This window comes from Sphingobium sp. KCTC 72723 (assembly GCF_014280435.1).
Classification (GTDB): domain Bacteria; phylum Pseudomonadota; class Alphaproteobacteria; order Sphingomonadales; family Sphingomonadaceae; genus Sphingobium.
Window position 1 is genome coordinate 3,830,167 of sequence record NZ_CP060388.1, and the last position, 16,041, is coordinate 3,846,207.

A 16,041-nucleotide genomic window follows, 5' to 3' on the forward strand; every position below is an offset into this window, starting at 1 on the left:
GATCCTACCGGCCATCATAGTCGCCGCTCAACCGGCCATCGTAGTTGTCGCCGCGCAATTAGGCATGCCATCATAGATGAGCGATTTTGCACCCGGTCGATCAAAGCTTCAAAGTGATGGAAATGATCGACATGGCGGGCATGGAAATCCCCTCTTTATAACGGTCATTCTCCCCAATTGACGGAACTGGGGTGTCAATCGGCGTCCAAACGGGACCCACTATCGGCGTGCAAAAGGGAACCACCTTGCGGCGTTGCGCTGGGGTTGATGCCGGGCGCGGATTTCGCGCTGGCGCTGGCGTAGGGAGGGCGTAGCCCGACCGGAGGCAGCGCCAGCGCGAAGCAATTTTTATGGGGGCTTTTGAGGCTGGGTCAGTTGCGGTGTTTGAAGCGCCAGCTGTCGTTGCCGGTCTCGATGATATCGCAATGGTGGGTGGTGCGATCGAGCAACGCGGTGGTCATTTTGGGATCGCCGAACACCGTGGGCCATTCGCCGAATGCCAGGTTGGTGGTGATGATCACTGAGGTCTTTTCGTAGAGTTTGCTCATCAGGTGGAACAGCAACTGGCCGCCGGAGCGAGCAAACGGCAGATAACCCAGTTCATCAAGCACGACGAGTTCGATGCGGCTGAGTTGGGCAGCGAGTGCGCCGGCCTTGCCGATGCGCGCCTCATCCTCGAGCCGGGTGACCAGATCAACGGTGTTAAAGTAGCGGCCACGGGCGCCTGCGCGCACGACGCTGGCGGCAATGGCGATTGCCAAGTGAGTCTTGCCGGTTCCGGTGCCGCCAACCAGTACGATATTGCGCCTGCCGGGCAGGAATGATCCGGCGTGCAGCGCGCGGACCAGTTCCTCGTTGATAGGCGTACCGTCGAACACGAACGCATCAAGATCCTTGATCACCGGCAGTTTGGCCGCACTCATGCGGTAGCGGATCGAGGCGGCGTGACGGTGGGCGGCTTCGGCGCGCAGCAGATCGGTCAGGATCTCGGGCGTGGTGCGCTGGCGTTGCACGCCAGTGGTTACCGCCTCATCGAACGCGCTGGCCATTCCCTTGAGGCCCAGCGCGCGCATGGCGTCGATCATCTCATGCCGCTGCATTGTGGCCTCGCACCGTATCATAGATCGCGCAATCGGCGCGGGGCGGATGCTTGAGCTTGAGGTCGACCACCACGCTCATTGGCTGATCTGCTGGCGGTTCGCGGCGGCGCGCCAGAATATTGAGGATCACCTCGTCGCTGGCAGCGCCGGTATCGAACGCTTCGCCGATGGCGGCCTCGACAGCCTCCAGCCCATCGGTGGATATGGCAGCAAGCACGCGGACAAAACGGCGATCGGCTTCGTCCCCACTGCCCAGCTTGCGCCGCAACCGGGCCAGCGCTGGTGGCAGCGCCCAGTCAAGGAATGGTGCGCCGTTGCGCAGGGCGCCGGGTTTGTGCACCAGCACCGGCAGATAGTGCCATGGATCGTAAATCGTGCGGTCGCGCCCAAAGCAGCGCGGGTGTTCGGCGACGATCTCGTCCCCCAAGCGGACTATGATCCGGTCGGCATAGGCGCGCACCTGAACCGCACGGCGCACCGTCCGCGCCGCCACAGAATAGCGGTTGCGGTCAAAGCTGATCAGGCATGTGCCGGTGACCGCGTGGCTCGTCTCGTGAAAGCCGTCGAACGGCGACAGCATCGGTTGCAGTACGGGCCGTTCGGCCTCCAGCGCCTGCGCGACAGTCATGTCCTTTTGCTCGGGATGCGCGTGCATCGCGGCCCAGCGCAGACATTCTGCCTCAAGCCACCCGTTCAGTTCCTCGATGCTGGCGAACTTCAGCCGAGGCTGGAAAAAGCGGCCGCGGATCGTCTGGACCTGGTTCTCGACTTGCCCCTTCTCCCAGCCTGCCGCTGGCGAACAGGCGGTCGGCTCGACCATATAATGATCGGCCATGACCAAAAACCGGCGGTTGAACACGCGCTCCTTGCCAACAAAGACCGTCGTCACCGCGGTCTTCATGTTGTCGTAGATGCCGCGCAACGGCACCCCGCCGAAGAACGCAAAGCCGCGGGCATGGGCGTCGAACACCATCTCTTGCGTCTCACGCGGATAGGCTCGCACATACACGGCCCGCGACGCGCATAGCCGCATGTGCGCTACCTTCACGCGCATCGGCTTGCCTGCGATCTCTACATCCTCGTGGCTCCAGTCGAACTGGTATGCCTCGCCCGGCTTGAACAGCAGCGGAATGAACGCGGGCACGTCGCCGCCGGGATCCTTGCGTCGGCCATCCGCCCAGCGCCGGGCGTAGCGCCGCACTGCATCATACGAACCCTCGAACCCTTCTCGCAGCAGCAGATCGTAGATCCGCGTCATCCGCAGCCGGTCACGCCGATGCCGCGCTTCGTTCTCGCTCAGCAGCGTATCGAGCTGCTCCTGAAAGGGTCCGATCCGAGGCAGCGGCTGAACCGTGCGATGATAGTCAAACGCACCTTCCAGAGCATTGATCGCCTTGCGCACCACCTTGCGTGACAGCCGCAGATCCCGCGCGATCTCCCTGATCGCCTTGCCACCTGCGTGCTCGCGCCTGATCCGTACAACTGTCTCCACCACCAACATCCCGATCTCGCCACCTGAAAAACCAGGCTGCTGTCTAAACCATCGGAATGGTGGTTCCCTTTTGGACGCCGATCACCCCGCTAACCGGGTCCTTTTTGCACGCCGATCCACACGCTGCGCGTCGTAAGTGAAGTTGGGCCAGTCGGGTTGCTGCCAGTTCCAACGCATGATCGATAGGTCACCTTTCTATCGATCAAAATATCGCAAAATTTGATTTATAAAAGTTCTTTTTATCGCTCAGTTTTGAGCGCGTCAGTCGCGCTGCAGTTCGCTCGGGCAAGTGGGTCATGCATCCCGTTTCGCGTCGTTGGGCGATACACAAGCCGAGCAATCCATGCGTTCGGTTTCAAAGGGCATCACCAGGGTTTCAAGAGAATCCTTGAGGTTTCCCCTCTCCAGAATCCTGCCATCTCCATCTTGTCCGGCCCAAAATTTGTCAGAAAAATACATTATGAATCTGACAAATAAGCTTTGCAATCTGTCAGACCGCGATGCCGTCCTCGCAACCGTCGAAGCGCTCCAGCGCTCGTTGAACCAGCCGGCCGCATGATCATCACGCCAGCATTGCTCTGTCGATATCACCCACACCGCGCCTTGCTCTCCGGAACGCGCGAAGCGTAAAGAGCGCGTCGACGAAGCTCCTTTGGGAATGGTCGCCACGTTCACCTTGTCATGCGCAGCCATTAGGTTTTTCTGCTGCACGATTTTTAGGTTTTCAGGTTTGGCGGGTGCGATGATCCCCCTCAGTTGTCCGAAATATGTAGCCATATTTCGGACAATCCAATGCCCAGACAGATACGATCCGTTCGTCGCTTTATGTCCAGCGTCCGAATGATCTTGGATTTTATGCCATGAATATACCATGAGCCTATTTGGGTCATAAAATTGAGGCTATTGCTCGACGCATGGAAGCTCGTCGCGCGCGCATGGTCCAGAATTGGCTGGCGCTCGAGCCGGGCCTGAGCCGAGCGTCCATGCACATCCAGCCTTTTCCACGAATACAGATCGTGCTAATGATGCCATCGGCGAATTCGCAAGTCTATGATTTGATTGCGAAATCAATCGCTTAGGTCGCCCGGCCGAAAGCTCTTCTGGCACCATTTACCCCTTCGGTGGGGTATCCCAAAATCATCGACAAAATGACGGAAATCCGCCATTCTGTCCTTGATTTTGCCCTGTGGCGTCGAAGCGGGTTTCGGGCCATTCGGCCAATGATCGGCAAAACCCATTGCCGCTGGACCGCGCCGCAGGACGATCAGGAAACCGCGCAAGGCCGAAAGACGGCGACCGTCGTGGATTGCGATATCCACGATCCGGCCCACCTGCGTTTCCCGCCCTGGTTCGGTTCAGGTCCGTTTGCGGGTCTTGCGGCGCGCGGTGCGCGCGGGGAAGCCGGGGTCAAGGACGCGGCCGATTTCGTCGATCCGCACCTGACGCGCCTTGGCTTTTTTCAGCCCGCCACAGGTCGGTGCAAAATATTTGAACGGATCTTCATCTCTGGGCGTGGCATCGCGCCGTTTAAGGTCGCCGGACTCCTGCGGCTCAACCAGCGTGATTTGCCCGTTCTGGCCAAATTTCACGACGCGCATCAATTTACGCGCTTCCCCGTCGCGCTCGATCGCCAGCAGGTCATTCTGGTGCAGACTCAGTACCTTGCGTGCAACAGGATTGGCGGCGCGGACGGCCGATGCCCAGCCGGGCTGATGCGCGTCGAAAGTGGAAACAACCTCCGCCTGCCAACTGCCGTCCTTCATTTCCCACACATCATAACGATAGTTGGAATCGCCCTTATAACCCTTGTAGACGCGGCCTTCCTTGTCGCGGATCGGGATGACGGTCAGCGGCTCGACCATGCGCAGGCGGCGGATGCCGGGATAGGCGTGCCATTCCCGGTCGCCAAACTCGGCCACCGCCTTTTCCAACGCCTTGCCCTCCAGTCCGTCGAGATGCCGGTAGAGCGCAGCTTTCAGGTCCGCGTCGCGCACCTTGTCGATGTCGGCCAGCTTTTTGATGTTGGTGATCGGCACCCGGCGCACGACGATGCTGTTGCCCTTGGCGTCGCTTTCCCCGGTCAGGCCATAGGCGGTGTCATTGTGCAACCGCCCGGCAGTTGCGTCCTTGCCCTTGGGCAGCCCCGCCTTGGACGCGGTGCCATGGTCGGTACGGTGGCTGACGATGATGGCGTTGACCACGCGGCGCAGATCGTCGCGGAAACTCTCCCAAGGCGGCGGAATGATGATCCGCTCGCGTCCCTCTGCGCCTTCTTCGCCCGATGCTTTGGCGATCTGCATCAACAGCTTGCGATCAACCAGCGCGACCACGGCGGCGTCGATCGCATGATGGCGATGGTCGAGGCGGTTCTTGGGCTGGTCCGCCCCGCCACCGAAATTATGGTCGGGCAACAGGTCGTTGAGACCCCATTTGCGCCGCACCATTTCGGTCAGCCGCCCCGGCGACACCCACACATGACCGCTGCCTTCGCCCTTGTCGGGATAAAGGATGGACAGATATTCGCGGGCCAGACGGGAAAGATATTGGGTATCGACCAGATGGCGGGCGAGGAAACCCTCTTCACTCTTGAACGTCTCCATCGCGTCCGGCTCGAACCGCCAGCGCTTGTTGCGCGGCAATTGCGCGGCGCGGGCGGCGATGGCGTCCCATTGGCCGGTGTGACCCCAGGCTTCATAAGGGGACTGTTTTCGCTTCACCCGATTGGCTTCGCGGGTGCAGACAATCTTGTTGCCGTTGCTGTCGTCCAGCGTCGCGGTGAAGGGCAGGATATGGTCGATCTCGACCGCAGCGGAAAACAGCATGTCGATGGAAATCTGTTGCCCGCTATAGATGCAGCGCCGGTCGAGAACATTGGCCGGGTTCAGTTCTTCCCACAATTTCAGCAGCGCGCGGTTGGCCCCTGAATCGCGCTGGCCGATCGCCAGCAGCTTTTCGGATCGCTTTTCGGCGGCGATGCGAATGTCATTATTCTCCTTGTTGCGCCGCTTCTTGTCATCATCGGTCAGCTTCAGTTCGCGCGCCAGTTCGATCGCGATTTCAGCCGGCGGGCCATAGGCGCGGATCAGCGCATTGACGACGCGGCGCAACTGGTTGAGGCCGATATGCACGGTGGGGTTGGTCAGGCGACCGACCCGCATTTCCTCCGCATCGGATGGTTCTCCCGTCCCCGGCATGATGTGCCGTTCCAGCGCGACGCCATAATAGGGCAGCGCGTCATGGACCACGCCATCGCGAAAATCGCTATGATGGCCAAGCCCGGCCAACTCCACCGCCTCGCTATAGACGATGACTCGCCCGTCCTTCTCGCCATCGCGCAGCGCGTCGATCAGCCTGCGCGTCGCGCTGTCGCCAAAGCGGCCATAGCCTGCGGGCAAATGGGCGTTCGCCACTGCCTTTGCCTGTTCCGGCGTCAGATCATAGGTCGCGCCGACCCAGGCGCGGAAATCCGCATCCTCAGTCTCGCTCTCGACCGCTTCGAGCCGTTCGATGACAGCCCATTGTTCGTCGGGTGAGAGGTGGACCCAGCGGTTGCCGAACCGGGTTTTGCCGCCCATCAGCGCGGCGACTTCATCGCCTTTCAATTCGGTCCGATTCTCGCTCTCCTTGTTGAACCGCGCGTCCGGGTCCAGCTTCAGCGTCTTGCGCAGGCTCTCGAAACGGACCTTTGCCTTGTCCTTGAGTTTCAGCAGCAGCAGGTCGCGCTGCTCATGCGTCAGCCGCTGCGCCTTCTCGCCCGCGCGCACCAGCATCAGCGCATTGATTTCCTCCAGCAGGCGGCGGCGCTGGAACAGGGGGTGCGCCTTGGGCAGGCGGGCGTCGGTGGAAATGAGGGTGCATTTGCCGATCTGTGGCGCGCGCAACGGGCGCTGGTGAAAGACGATCTCGAACAGGCGTTGGTAGACGTCGGGCGTCAGCATATCGAAATGATGCGGTGCCTGCGCTTCCCAGATCGCCTCGAACTCCGCCTCCAACTGCGCCCGGCCGGGATAGAAATCATAGCCGTCGCCCTTGGCCCCTTCGCCGCTTTCGGGGCGCAGGCGGGTGCGGACGCTGGGGATGGCGTTGGGATCGGTGGCTTCCAGGCGGCGCATGTGGAGGAACTCGCCGAAGGTCCGCGCGCCCTTCTCTTTCATCTTCTCTTCGAGCCGACCGACCCCGACGGCAATCTTGCCCGCATCGTCGTCGGCCTTGCGGTCCGCCTTGCGATTGCTCTTGAACCCGCGCCGCTGATTGATGTGGAACAGCGCGCGACCCAGATGATGCAGTGGCAGCGCCTCATCCAGCGCACGAGCGCGCAATGCGTAGGGATCGAGTTGCTCCAGCGCCTTGCGTTCGGCCGCATCGGCCGGGGACAGTCCATCAGCGGTCAGATATTTCAGGAGGGCGCGCTGGCGCTGCTGAAACCGGTCCCGCCGCCGCCGCATCGCCCGCGCATCGCGTCGATCCACGGCGAGGGACGCGCCGGATTTGGGATCGCGACCGTCACTGAAGATGCGGGAACCGGCGGCAAGGATGGCGACGGGTTCGTAACGGTCGCCATCCTTATGCAACGCGATGGCCGCCCACCCCAGCGAATTGGCACCCAGGTCAGCGCCCAGGCGCCAGATTTTACGATCGTTGGCCATGCTGCCTACCCCACCCCTTTGACGAGCCAAATGGGGCAGAGAGAGAGCATAAGGTCAAGCGCAATCCAGTATCGAAATGAACCAGTCAGCCGACCCGCTTGACGACTATTTTTCCATTGCTATACTCGCCACTCAGAGATCGCGGTCTGGCGGCTAACAAGCAGCTATTTTGCACCAGATAAGGGCGACGCTCCGGCGTCGCCTTTTTTGTGCCTGTTGGCTCTGCCGCGCCAGCCCCACTGATGGCCATCGCGCGGGGCATAAGGCACGAAACAGGCGTCTGATGGCGAGCGAACTTTTTCTCATGGCGGCATCAGGGCCGCGCCGCCGGGGCTATGATCCCATGGCGCTGCACCTGTCTCAGGGTGTCGGCCTGTGCCATATCGAGGGATGGCAATATCATGGCTTCATAGTGGCGGATGATCCGGCGGATTACGGCATCGCGCCCCTGCTGGCACAGCGCATCGCGACATGGTCAGCCCATTATCGCCAATTTGAGGAAGGGCTATATGCCGACTGGACGCCCCAGCATTGCCGTGGCTTCGACATCCAACGGCATAATCGCGAAGGGCTGGCCATAGCGCACGCGATCGTCGCGACTATTTCCGGTAGCCGACAACTCTGCTTTCGGCCCGTCAAGCGCCGGGGAGCCTATCACCACTCCTACCTGGCCGAACAATCGAGCCATCTGTCGAATGCCCGCCTGCCACCCGATCAGGGCGGGCCGCCGCGCCCGGCTTATTATGATGATAGCCGCGATCCGGCAAAATGGGTGCGCGTGATGGGCGATTATAGCAGCACCGGCATCTGGCACTGGCAGGGCTATGAAATGGACCCGGACGATCTGCCCGTCCCTGCCGACATCAAGGCCCGCCTGGCCAGTTGGGCAGCCCGTTATCACGGCGCCCACGATAGTTGGCGCGATGGCGACGCGGATAATTTTGCAGCCTTGCAAGAAGACGACCGCTATCTGCGCGCCTATAGCGACGAAGGCTTGAGCCTTGCCCGCGCGATCAAGGCTTGCCTGCCCGACTGGACAGTCGTTTATTTTGACGAGGATTTGTCGGCCCGTCATGCCATCCGCGCCCGTTTCATGTTCGAAATTATGTGAAACAGGCCCAGGCCACCCCTCCGCCATCTTGAACGACATATGGCAATGATCGGCAGAATATCCTTCGATTGCCTTGCCGGATCCTGTCATAAACGCACTCGATGATGGGCGCATCGCCTAAACGCGCACCATCGGTTCAACTCTATCCACTCTTTTGCCGGCGGGAATGACCGGGTCAGCCGGTTGACGAGCCATGCGATCGCGCATCGGGCCGAGGACGGCGCATGGCCTGGGGCGAGGCTTCGCGCACTATAAACCAGCGGAAGGCGGATGTTGCATAGCCTGACGGGTGAGGGGCTGCTGGCGTTGGGCAGGGCGAAGCGGCCGGCCTGCGTTTCCCCGCGCGCAGGCTGGAGACGCTGCTTCCCCGGCTTTACTCGGACATGGGGTGGGCGGAGTTGAGTTGAGCAGACGACAGGATGAGTGGATTGAAATGAGCGCCAGATGAGCATGGCGCGATCAATGTCAAACATGAGCAATCGCTGGACCGTGATCTCTGAACGGCTATGATCAGCACGATCACCGTGCGGGGGACGCAGCAGTTGCCGCTGGACCGTGATCTCTGAACGGCTATGATGAGGCCCCGCCCAACTGTGCGCTTGCCCGCGTTGCCGCTGGACCGTGATCTCTGAACGGCTATGATAGCTTGGTGTACGCGCCCTCCACCAGCGAGTTGCCGCTGGACCGTGATCTCTGAACGGCTATGATCATCGCAAACATCTGCGCGACCGGCGTGGAGTTGCCGCTGGACCGTGATCTCTGAACGGCTATGATACGCGCGTCAGATAACGACTGCCGCCTGCTGTTGCCGCTGGACCGTGATCTCTGAACGGCTATGATTCAGCGCGCGACGATCATGGTTGATTATATGTTGCCGCTGGACCGTGATCTCTGAACGGCTATGATTCTGTCAGGCGACGGGTCGAACAAGCCCTTGTTGCCGCTGGACCGTGATCTCTGAACGGCTATGATGGATGGGTTGTTATCTCGTTGAACCACAACGACATATCGGCCCATCCATCATCACCAAAATGACGCGAATCGTTAGAACAGGGCGAGTTGATCGGGGTTTTTGCGTTGCCGTTTTCGGCGCTGGCCTGAATATCGCACGATATTTTCATATTGCCGGTCCGTGAAGCTGAGGATGTGGACGTCGCCCCGGTCGGGCAGATTGGCTTCGACCCGGCGCATATAGGTTTCGAACTGTTCCTTGCCGTTGCAGAAACGAGCATAGACGGAAAACTGGCTTTTTTCAAATCCCTCGTCGAGCAGGAATTCGCGGAATTTGGTGGCGGCACGGGCCTGTTCCTTGCTGGTGACGGGCAGGTCGAACATCACGAAAATCCACATCAGTTGATATCCGCTCAATTGGGTGGCGCTCATGCCAGCAGCGCGTCCAGCCCGGCCAGTTCGAGAGCAGAGGGCGGCGTGGGCATCACCAGATCGGCCGACTGACCGCTCTGAAAAGCACGGGCCAGCGACTGGGCTGCGCGGTTGGCAGCGCCTGCGACCGTCGTCGTGCCATCGGCACCGGGCAGGTCGAGCGCGATCAGCCCGGCAAAGGCGCGCTTGGCTTCGGGCGTGACGGTTTGCGCGCCACGCGCGACCAGGCGCAGCGTCAACGCATCGACCAGCGGGCGAAAGGGTTCGATCAGGTCGTCGGCCAGCGCCATGGCATTGGTCCGGTTGGCATGATGCACGCCGATCGACGGGTGCAGGCCGGACGCCACGACTGCGCGCGCGCAAAGCGATCGCAACACGGTATAGCCATAGTTGAGCAGGGCGTTGACGCCGTCGGCATCGCGATCGCGGCGGAAATCCTGGCCCATCAGCAACGGCCAGTAGCGCCGGGCCGCCTGTGCCTCGACATTGTCGGGATCACCCGACCCCACGCGCCGCGCTAGAAGGTCAAACGCGCTGGCGGACACGCCATTGGCTTCCAGCACGGCGGCCTGCCAGCGGATCTTGGCGATGACGATGCGGCGCCACAATTGCTTGGACAGCGGCTTGCCGGCCTCCCACTGCGCGCGCATCCGGGCGTTCTGGGCATGATGGCCGTCCAGCGGCAGGCAGATGGCGACCGGGGCGTGGTTGCTGCCGCACAACAGCATCACCGCGCCCCGCCGCGCCAGCGCGACGATGAGGTTGGTGGACCAGGTAACGCCATGGGCGTGGACGATCACGGCGCTGACATCGTCCAGCGGGACGCGGCCCACTTCTTCGCGATCTTGCGAGACGATGAGGAAGCCGCGCAGGGCGGAAAGATGACGGCCATCGGTAGCGATATCGACGATCCGGTCCATTTTTCCGCGCGCTTCGCTTGGCTCAGGTCCGCTTGAGTGGCTTGCACCGGGCGGTGCGGGCGGTGCGGGCGGTGTGGGCGGGGAAGCCGGGGGCGAGGACGCGGCCGCGTTCGTCGATGCGCACCTGCCGCGCCCTCCAGGCCTTGAGCATGTTGGCGGTCGGGTGAGGGTGTGGGCCGGTGCGGATGCGCCAAAGGCGCATTGCAAGACAGGCACTCAGTATCTTTCGCGCGGTCGGGCCGGCGATGCGAACGGCCGACTGCCATTGGGGATGATGGGCATCATATATTGACACAATTTCGCTTACCCACTTCTCGTCCGGCAATTCCCACATATCGTAACGATAGTTGGAATCGCCCCAACAGCCCCTGAAGACAGGTCCATTTCGGTCGCGTATCGGAATGAAGGTCAGTGGTTCGAGCAAGCGGACATGGCGGATATGGGGATAGGGCCGCGATACCAGATCGAAACATTGCGGGATTGCCCGTTCAGACGCCTCGCTGCCCAATCCTTCGCAATGGCGACCGAACCGCACATCCTCCGTATCGGATGCTTCTACTGGGCTTTCGCAATGGGGTAGCGCCTCGTCCAGGCACGGGCGCGCAAGGCGTAGGGATTATAACCATCGCTGAAGATGCGGGACACCGGCAGCCAAAATGCCGTTCAGCGCGCTGCTTTCGCGACATCTACACAATTCGACCGTAACCCAGCACAGCGAATAAGCGCTGAAATCTGCGCCCTATCGCCAGATTCTAGTCATCTGGGTCCAGTCCGGTTCAGGCCTGCATTGAGGACATCAAACGGTCCTTGAACCAGCCATGTCAGATAAGGGAGATGCTCCGGCGTCGCCATTTTTGTGTCCGGTCGAATATGCCCTATGCTGTTCGACCGCCGCGTTCAAAGCTTGCCATATTTCGCTTCGAAGCCCGCAATATCCCCGGCGGCCAGATATTTGGCCTGATCGATCCACTGGTCGCGGACGGGCCGCCCCTTGAAGGTGCCGAGTTTGGTGTCGATCGTGGCGAGATCCGTGTCGGTCCAGGCGGCGATCTGGGCGTAGCGGGTGATGCCCAGTTCGATCAGCAGCGTGCGCAATTTCGGCCCGACGCCCTTGAGGCGAAGCAGGTCATCGCCTGCGTCCGGTGCGGCTGTAGCGGCAGGGGAAATGGGAGTGGCCGTCGGTTCGGGCGCAGATGCAATGGCCACAGGCGCGATCGGCTCGACGACCAGCGCTTCTACGACCACTGGTTCCACGATCACGACTGGCTCTACGGCAACAGGTTCGACGACCACAGGCATTGCAGCGACGGGCGCAACCGGCTGTGCGGCCCCGACCGGCATTTCGCGGGTGTCGCTCTCCGCCGCTTTCCCGCCCCGGCCCGAAAGCAGGAAGATAAGGCCGATGACGACCAGCAAGCCTATGAGCAGCCACAGGCCATAGTCCATGAAGAATTCCTGCATCGCGCGTCGCCTCCGTGAATATGTCGCTGCTATTTAGGGGCGCACTGGCCTTTGTCGCAAGATGCCAGTGCTTTTCCGTCGTTCAGGCGCTTTCGCGCGCGACTTCGCGCCAGCCAATGTCGCGGCGGCAAAAGCCGGTGGGAAAGTCGATCGCATCGACCGCGGCATAGGCCGCTGCCTGCGCCGCACCAACGCTGTCGCCGGTTGCCGTCACGTTAAGGACGCGCCCGCCATTGGCGACCAGCGCGCCGTCCTGTTCCGCTGTGCCTGCATGAAATATGATTGCGCCACGCGCCTGCGCTGCGTCGATCCCGCCGATCGTGCCGCCTTTTTCGGGCGTGCCGGGATAGCCGTTGGCGGCCATGACGATGGTGAGCGCCGTGCGATCGGCCAGTTCGACCGGACCCTGATCCGCCAATGTCCCCTGCGCCACGCTGAGCAGCAGTTCCACCAGATCGCCGTCGAAACGCATCATCAGCACCTGACATTCCGGGTCGCCGAAGCGGGCATTATATTCGATCAGTTTCGGTCCCTGATCGGTCAGCATCAATCCGGCATAGAGGACGCCCGAATAGGGCATCCCTTCGGCCGCCATTGTCGCGACCGTGGGCTTGATGATCGTTTCGATCACCTGGGCTTCAAGCGCCGGAGTCAGTACCAGGGCGGGGCTGTAAGCGCCCATGCCGCCGGTATTGGGTCCGGTATCGCCATCGCCGACGCGCTTGTGGTCCTGCGCCGATCCGAAGGACAGGATCGCCGTACCGTCGGTCAGCGCGAAGAAACTGGCTTCTTCCCCGGTCATAAATTCTTCCAGCACCACTTCCTCGCCCGCCGCACCGAACGCGCCGGAAAACATGACATCAAGCGCATCGAGCGCTTCGTCGCGGGTTTCGGCAATGATCACGCCCTTGCCCGCGGCCAGCCCGTCGGCCTTGATGACGACCGGCAGCGTGAAGTCGTCCAGCGCGGCGATCGCCCCGTCCTTCGACGTCACGCGGACATAGGCGGCGGTCGGGATGTTGGCGCGCTGGCACAAATCCTTGGTGAAACCCTTGGACCCTTCGAGTTGCGCGGCTTTCTTGTTCGGGCCGAACACCGGCACGCCCATGGTGCGCAGATTGTCGGCCAGCCCATCGACCAGCGGCGCTTCCGGGCCGATGACGACCAGGCCGATCGAGTGGCGGGTGCAGAAATCCAGCACCATGCGATGATCGGTCGCGTCGAGGTCGACCAATGTCGCGTGCTGGGCTATGCCGGGGTTGCCAGATGCCGCGTAGAGCGTATCGAGCCGGGGCGATTGGGCCAGCTTCCACGCCAGCGCATGTTCGCGGCCACCGCCGCCAAGCAAAAGGATGTTCATGTCGCCCATGTCCCCGGATTTCGATGCCTATGACAGTTCGGGCCGCCTGTTAGCGGAGGAACGCGCGGGCGACAACGCACCGCCGCTGTCGGTCAGCGAATTGTCGGGCCTGTTGAAGCGCACGGTCGAGGATCGCTTCGGCCATGTCCGGCTGCGCGGCGAAATTTCCGGGTTCAAGCGCGCCGCGTCGGGGCATCTCTATCTGGCGCTGAAGGACGATAGTGCGGTTATCGACGGGGTGATGTGGAAGGGCGGAGCGCAACGGCTGGCCTTTGCGCCGCAGGACGGGGTGGAAGTGATCGCCACCGGCAAGCTGACCACTTACCCCGGCCGGTCCAAATATCAGATCGTGATCGAACGGATGGAGTTGGCGGGCGAAGGCGCGCTGATGGCGCTGCTGGAGAAATTGAAGGCGAAACTGGCGGGCGAGGGACTGTTCGCGGCGGAGCGGAAGAAGCCGTTGCCCTTCCTGCCGCGCACGATCGGCGTGGTGACGTCGCCGACCGGGGCAGTGATCCGTGACATTCTCCACCGTCTGGCCGACCGCTGCCCCACCAATGTGCTGGTGTGGCCGGTGCTGGTGCAGGGACAGGGCGCGGCGGAGCAGATTGCGCGGGCGGTGCGCGGCTTCAGCGAGATGGACGATAGCGGGCCGGTGCCACGCCCCGATTTGGTGATCGTGGCGCGGGGCGGCGGGTCGATCGAGGATCTGTGGAGTTTCAACGAGGAAATCGTGGTGCGGGCGGTGGCCGATTGCACCATTCCGATCATATCGGCGGTCGGGCATGAAACGGATACGACCCTGTGCGATCATGCCGCCGACCGGCGCGCGCCGACACCTACGGCTGCGGCGGAAATGGCGGTGCCGGTGCGGGCCGAACTGCTGGCGACGATCGCGGAAATGGGCCTGCGTGCCGGACGGGCGGTGCGACGCGGGGCAGGGCAGGCGCGGGAGCGGCTTGACATGCAGGCGCGGTTGATGCCGACGCCCGACATGCTGCTGGCCCCGCAGCGGCAGCGGGTGGACCAATTGTCCGACGCGCTGGCAAGCGGGCTGCGCCACCGGATTGCCGACGCGCGCGCGCATCTGGGGCAGGTGGGCGGGGCGCTGCGCCCTTCATTGCTGCGGCAGCAACTGGCGCGGGCAACCGAGCGGCTGGACAGGTTGCGGCCACGGCCCGATTATCTGGCGCGGGCGCTGTTTGATCGGGCGACGGCGTTCGACCGGGTATCGCGCCATTTCGCGTCGCTTGACCCCGACCTGCCGCTGGCGCGGGGCTATGCGCGGGTGATGGCGCAGGGACGGCTGGTCCAGTCGGTCGCGGCGGCGCAGGCGGCAGGCGCGGTGACGCTGCATTTCAAGGACGGGACTGTGGATGCGGCCGTCGGCCATGGTGGCGCGCCGCTTGAGAAGCCCGATCCTGCCGCTATATCAATGGCGCCCCGCCCGGCGCGCAAACCGCGCGGGGCGGACGAAACGCCGCAGCAGGATTTGTTTTCCTGAGCTGATGAAAGGTCCGGCCCATGCTCATGTCCAACAGCGATCGCGTCGCGCGGCTCCACTATCTGCCCTATAGTTTTCGCGTGTTGCAGGCGGGCGACCATGTCCTGTGCGCGGTAACGGGGCAGCGGATCGCGCTGGAGGATCTGCGCTATTGGAGCATTGCGCGACAGGAACCCTATGCCAGCGCGCAGGCATCGGTGCAGGCGGAATTGAAGGGCAAATGAGGGGTTGGGCGGCGGCGGGGCTGCTGGTTCTGTCGGCAGGGCTGGTGTCCGCCGCGCCACCGACTAACCCGAACGATCTCACGCTGTCGGGTGCGATGACGCAGGGCGGCGTAGCGACGGGCGTGGTGCCTTTCGGCACCGTGGCGTTGCAGCTGGGCGGTCAACCGGTGCCGGTCGATGCCGACCGCCATTTCCTGATCGCGTTCGATCGCGATGCGGGGCCGACCACCATTTTGGTGGCGCGATTGGCCGACGGGCGCAGGGTCGAGCGCGCATTGACGATCACCCCGCGCGCCTGGCGGATTGAACGGATCAACGCGCCGATGCGCCCGACCAAAAGTAGCGAGGCGTTTCTGGCGTTGCGCAAGCCCGAACTGGAGGCGATCGCGGCGGCGCGCGCAGTGCGGACCGATGCGCAGGGGTGGCGGCAGGCATTCATATGGCCGCGCGTCGGGCGGATTTCCGGCCTGTTCGGGTCGCAGCGCGTCTATCAGGGGCAACCGGGTGCCTATCATGGCGGGGTGGATGTGGCGGGCGCGACCGGTGTGCCGGTGGTGGCCCCGGCGCAGGGCGTCGTCATACTGGCGGCGACGGACAAACCCTTCACGCTGGAGGGGCATTTGCTGATGATCGACCATGGCCATGGCCTGTCCAGCGCATTCCTGCATCTCTCGCGGATCGACGTGAAGGTCGGGCAGGCTGTTGCGCAAGGGCAACGCATCGGTGCGGTGGGTGCGACGGGCCGGGCGACTGGCCCGCATCTGCATTGGGGGATGAAGTGGAACGACGCGCGAATCGACCCGATCCTGCTCGTCGGGCCGATGCCGCAGGGCGCTTGAT

Annotated in this window: 15 protein-coding genes and 1 CRISPR repeat array; of the genes, 4 read left to right on the forward strand and 11 right to left on the reverse strand. The window is 62.7% G+C overall.

From position 1 onward, the window contains the following. Positions 1 to 371 precede the first annotated feature (371 nt). The 6 genes from istB to cas9 all read right to left on the reverse strand — a co-directional run bounded on the left by istB (position 372) and on the right by cas9 (position 7,238). Complete coding sequence (gene istB / locus SPBM01_RS18505) at positions 372 to 1,100, reverse strand: IS21-like element helper ATPase IstB (RefSeq protein WP_188061983.1); 729 nt, start codon at positions 1,098 to 1,100, stop codon at positions 372 to 374. Beyond that, complete coding sequence (istA, locus tag SPBM01_RS18510; protein ID WP_188061984.1) at positions 1,087 to 2,601, reverse strand: IS21 family transposase; 1,515 nt, start codon at positions 2,599 to 2,601, stop codon at positions 1,087 to 1,089. The genes istB and istA overlap by 14 nt, the downstream gene beginning before the upstream one ends. A 72-nt stretch (positions 2,602 to 2,673) precedes the next feature. Continuing rightward, positions 2,674 to 2,769, reverse strand: a complete 96-nt coding sequence (locus tag SPBM01_RS22260; RefSeq protein ID WP_188062969.1) for a DUF4172 domain-containing protein — start codon at positions 2,767 to 2,769, stop codon at positions 2,674 to 2,676. Between the two features lie 117 nt (positions 2,770 to 2,886). Next, on the reverse strand, positions 2,887 to 3,369 hold the full coding sequence (locus SPBM01_RS18520; protein WP_188062970.1) for a hypothetical protein: 483 nt from the start codon (positions 3,367 to 3,369) through the stop codon (positions 2,887 to 2,889). 290 nt (positions 3,370 to 3,659) lie between these two features. Further along, positions 3,660 to 3,923, reverse strand: coding sequence for a hypothetical protein (locus SPBM01_RS18525; protein ID WP_188062971.1), 264 nt, complete (start codon positions 3,921 to 3,923; stop codon positions 3,660 to 3,662). A gap of 24 nt (positions 3,924 to 3,947) precedes the next feature. Then, on the reverse strand, positions 3,948 to 7,238 hold the full coding sequence (gene cas9, locus SPBM01_RS18530; RefSeq protein WP_188062972.1) for a type II CRISPR RNA-guided endonuclease Cas9: 3,291 nt from the start codon (positions 7,236 to 7,238) through the stop codon (positions 3,948 to 3,950). A 283-nt stretch (positions 7,239 to 7,521) separates the two neighbouring features. Here cas9 and SPBM01_RS18535 point away from each other — a divergent pair, with 283 nt between their 5' ends. Continuing rightward, positions 7,522 to 8,349: a hypothetical protein gene (locus SPBM01_RS18535; protein WP_188062973.1), complete on the forward strand. Its 828-nt coding sequence runs from the start codon at positions 7,522 to 7,524 to the stop codon at positions 8,347 to 8,349. A 475-nt stretch (positions 8,350 to 8,824) separates the two neighbouring features. After that, positions 8,825 to 9,321: a CRISPR direct-repeat array (repeat unit 36 nt; unit sequence GTTGCCGCTGGACCGTGATCTCTGAACGGCTATGAT). 72 nt (positions 9,322 to 9,393) lie between these two features. Here the strand turns inward: SPBM01_RS18535 and cas2 are convergent. The 5 genes from cas2 to purD all read right to left on the reverse strand — a co-directional run bounded on the left by cas2 (position 9,394) and on the right by purD (position 13,473). Then, positions 9,394 to 9,732: a CRISPR-associated endonuclease Cas2 gene (gene cas2 / locus SPBM01_RS18545; protein WP_188062974.1), complete on the reverse strand. Its 339-nt coding sequence runs from the start codon at positions 9,730 to 9,732 to the stop codon at positions 9,394 to 9,396. Beyond that, entirely contained in the window at positions 9,729 to 10,652 is a 924-nt protein-coding gene (gene cas1 / locus SPBM01_RS18550; RefSeq protein WP_188062975.1) for a type II CRISPR-associated endonuclease Cas1, read from the reverse strand. Before cas1 ends, cas2 begins: the two co-directional genes overlap by 4 nt. Positions 10,653 to 10,674: 22 nt before the next feature. After that, positions 10,675 to 11,187, reverse strand: a complete 513-nt coding sequence (locus tag SPBM01_RS21800; RefSeq protein WP_223177737.1) for a hypothetical protein — start codon at positions 11,185 to 11,187, stop codon at positions 10,675 to 10,677. Between the two features lie 362 nt (positions 11,188 to 11,549). Beyond that, positions 11,550 to 12,113: a hypothetical protein gene (locus SPBM01_RS18560; RefSeq protein WP_188062977.1), complete on the reverse strand. Its 564-nt coding sequence runs from the start codon at positions 12,111 to 12,113 to the stop codon at positions 11,550 to 11,552. An 82-nt stretch (positions 12,114 to 12,195) separates the two neighbouring features. Beyond that, entirely contained in the window at positions 12,196 to 13,473 is a 1,278-nt protein-coding gene (gene purD / locus SPBM01_RS18565) for a phosphoribosylamine--glycine ligase (protein WP_188062978.1), read from the reverse strand. A gap of 7 nt (positions 13,474 to 13,480) precedes the next feature. Between purD and xseA the strand changes: the two genes are divergently transcribed. Genes xseA through SPBM01_RS18580 form a run of 3 tightly spaced genes read left to right on the forward strand, consistent with a single transcriptional unit; the run spans position 13,481 to position 16,040 of the window. Beyond that, entirely contained in the window at positions 13,481 to 14,977 is a 1,497-nt protein-coding gene (gene xseA / locus SPBM01_RS18570; protein ID WP_188065820.1) for an exodeoxyribonuclease VII large subunit, read from the forward strand. 20 nt (positions 14,978 to 14,997) lie between these two features. Then, positions 14,998 to 15,201 (forward strand): DUF2093 domain-containing protein, encoded by a 204-nt coding sequence (locus SPBM01_RS18575; RefSeq protein ID WP_188062979.1) that lies wholly within the window; start codon positions 14,998 to 15,000, stop codon positions 15,199 to 15,201. Continuing rightward, positions 15,198 to 16,040, forward strand: coding sequence for a M23 family metallopeptidase (locus SPBM01_RS18580; protein ID WP_188062980.1), 843 nt, complete (start codon positions 15,198 to 15,200; stop codon positions 16,038 to 16,040). Before SPBM01_RS18575 ends, SPBM01_RS18580 begins: the two co-directional genes overlap by 4 nt. The last annotated feature ends 1 nt before the right edge of the window (position 16,041 follow it).

Bases quoted from the DNA above. Each gene is read 5' to 3' on its own strand.
- cas9 (WP_188062972.1), bottom strand. From the start codon at position 7,238: ATGGCCAACGATCGTAAAATCTGGCGCCTGGGCGCTGACCTGGGTGCC.
- xseA (WP_188065820.1), top strand. From the start codon at position 13,481: ATGTCCCCGGATTTCGATGCCTATGACAGTTCGGGCCGCCTGTTAGCG.
- cas2 (WP_188062974.1), bottom strand. From the start codon at position 9,732: ATGAGCGCCACCCAATTGAGCGGATATCAACTGATGTGGATTTTCGTG.
- purD (WP_188062978.1), bottom strand. From the start codon at position 13,473: ATGAACATCCTTTTGCTTGGCGGCGGTGGCCGCGAACATGCGCTGGCG.
- SPBM01_RS18520 (WP_188062970.1), bottom strand. From the start codon at position 3,369: ATGGCTACATATTTCGGACAACTGAGGGGGATCATCGCACCCGCCAAA.
- istB (WP_188061983.1), bottom strand. From the start codon at position 1,100: ATGCAGCGGCATGAGATGATCGACGCCATGCGCGCGCTGGGCCTCAAG.
- SPBM01_RS18560 (WP_188062977.1), bottom strand. From the start codon at position 12,113: ATGCAGGAATTCTTCATGGACTATGGCCTGTGGCTGCTCATAGGCTTG.
- SPBM01_RS22260 (WP_188062969.1), bottom strand. From the start codon at position 2,769: ATGCGTTGGAACTGGCAGCAACCCGACTGGCCCAACTTCACTTACGAC.
- istA (WP_188061984.1), bottom strand. From the start codon at position 2,601: ATGTTGGTGGTGGAGACAGTTGTACGGATCAGGCGCGAGCACGCAGGT.
- SPBM01_RS18535 (WP_188062973.1), top strand. From the start codon at position 7,522: ATGGCGAGCGAACTTTTTCTCATGGCGGCATCAGGGCCGCGCCGCCGG.
- SPBM01_RS18575 (WP_188062979.1), top strand. From the start codon at position 14,998: ATGCTCATGTCCAACAGCGATCGCGTCGCGCGGCTCCACTATCTGCCC.
- cas1 (WP_188062975.1), bottom strand. From the start codon at position 10,652: ATGGACCGGATCGTCGATATCGCTACCGATGGCCGTCATCTTTCCGCC.
- SPBM01_RS18580 (WP_188062980.1), top strand. From the start codon at position 15,198: ATGAGGGGTTGGGCGGCGGCGGGGCTGCTGGTTCTGTCGGCAGGGCTG.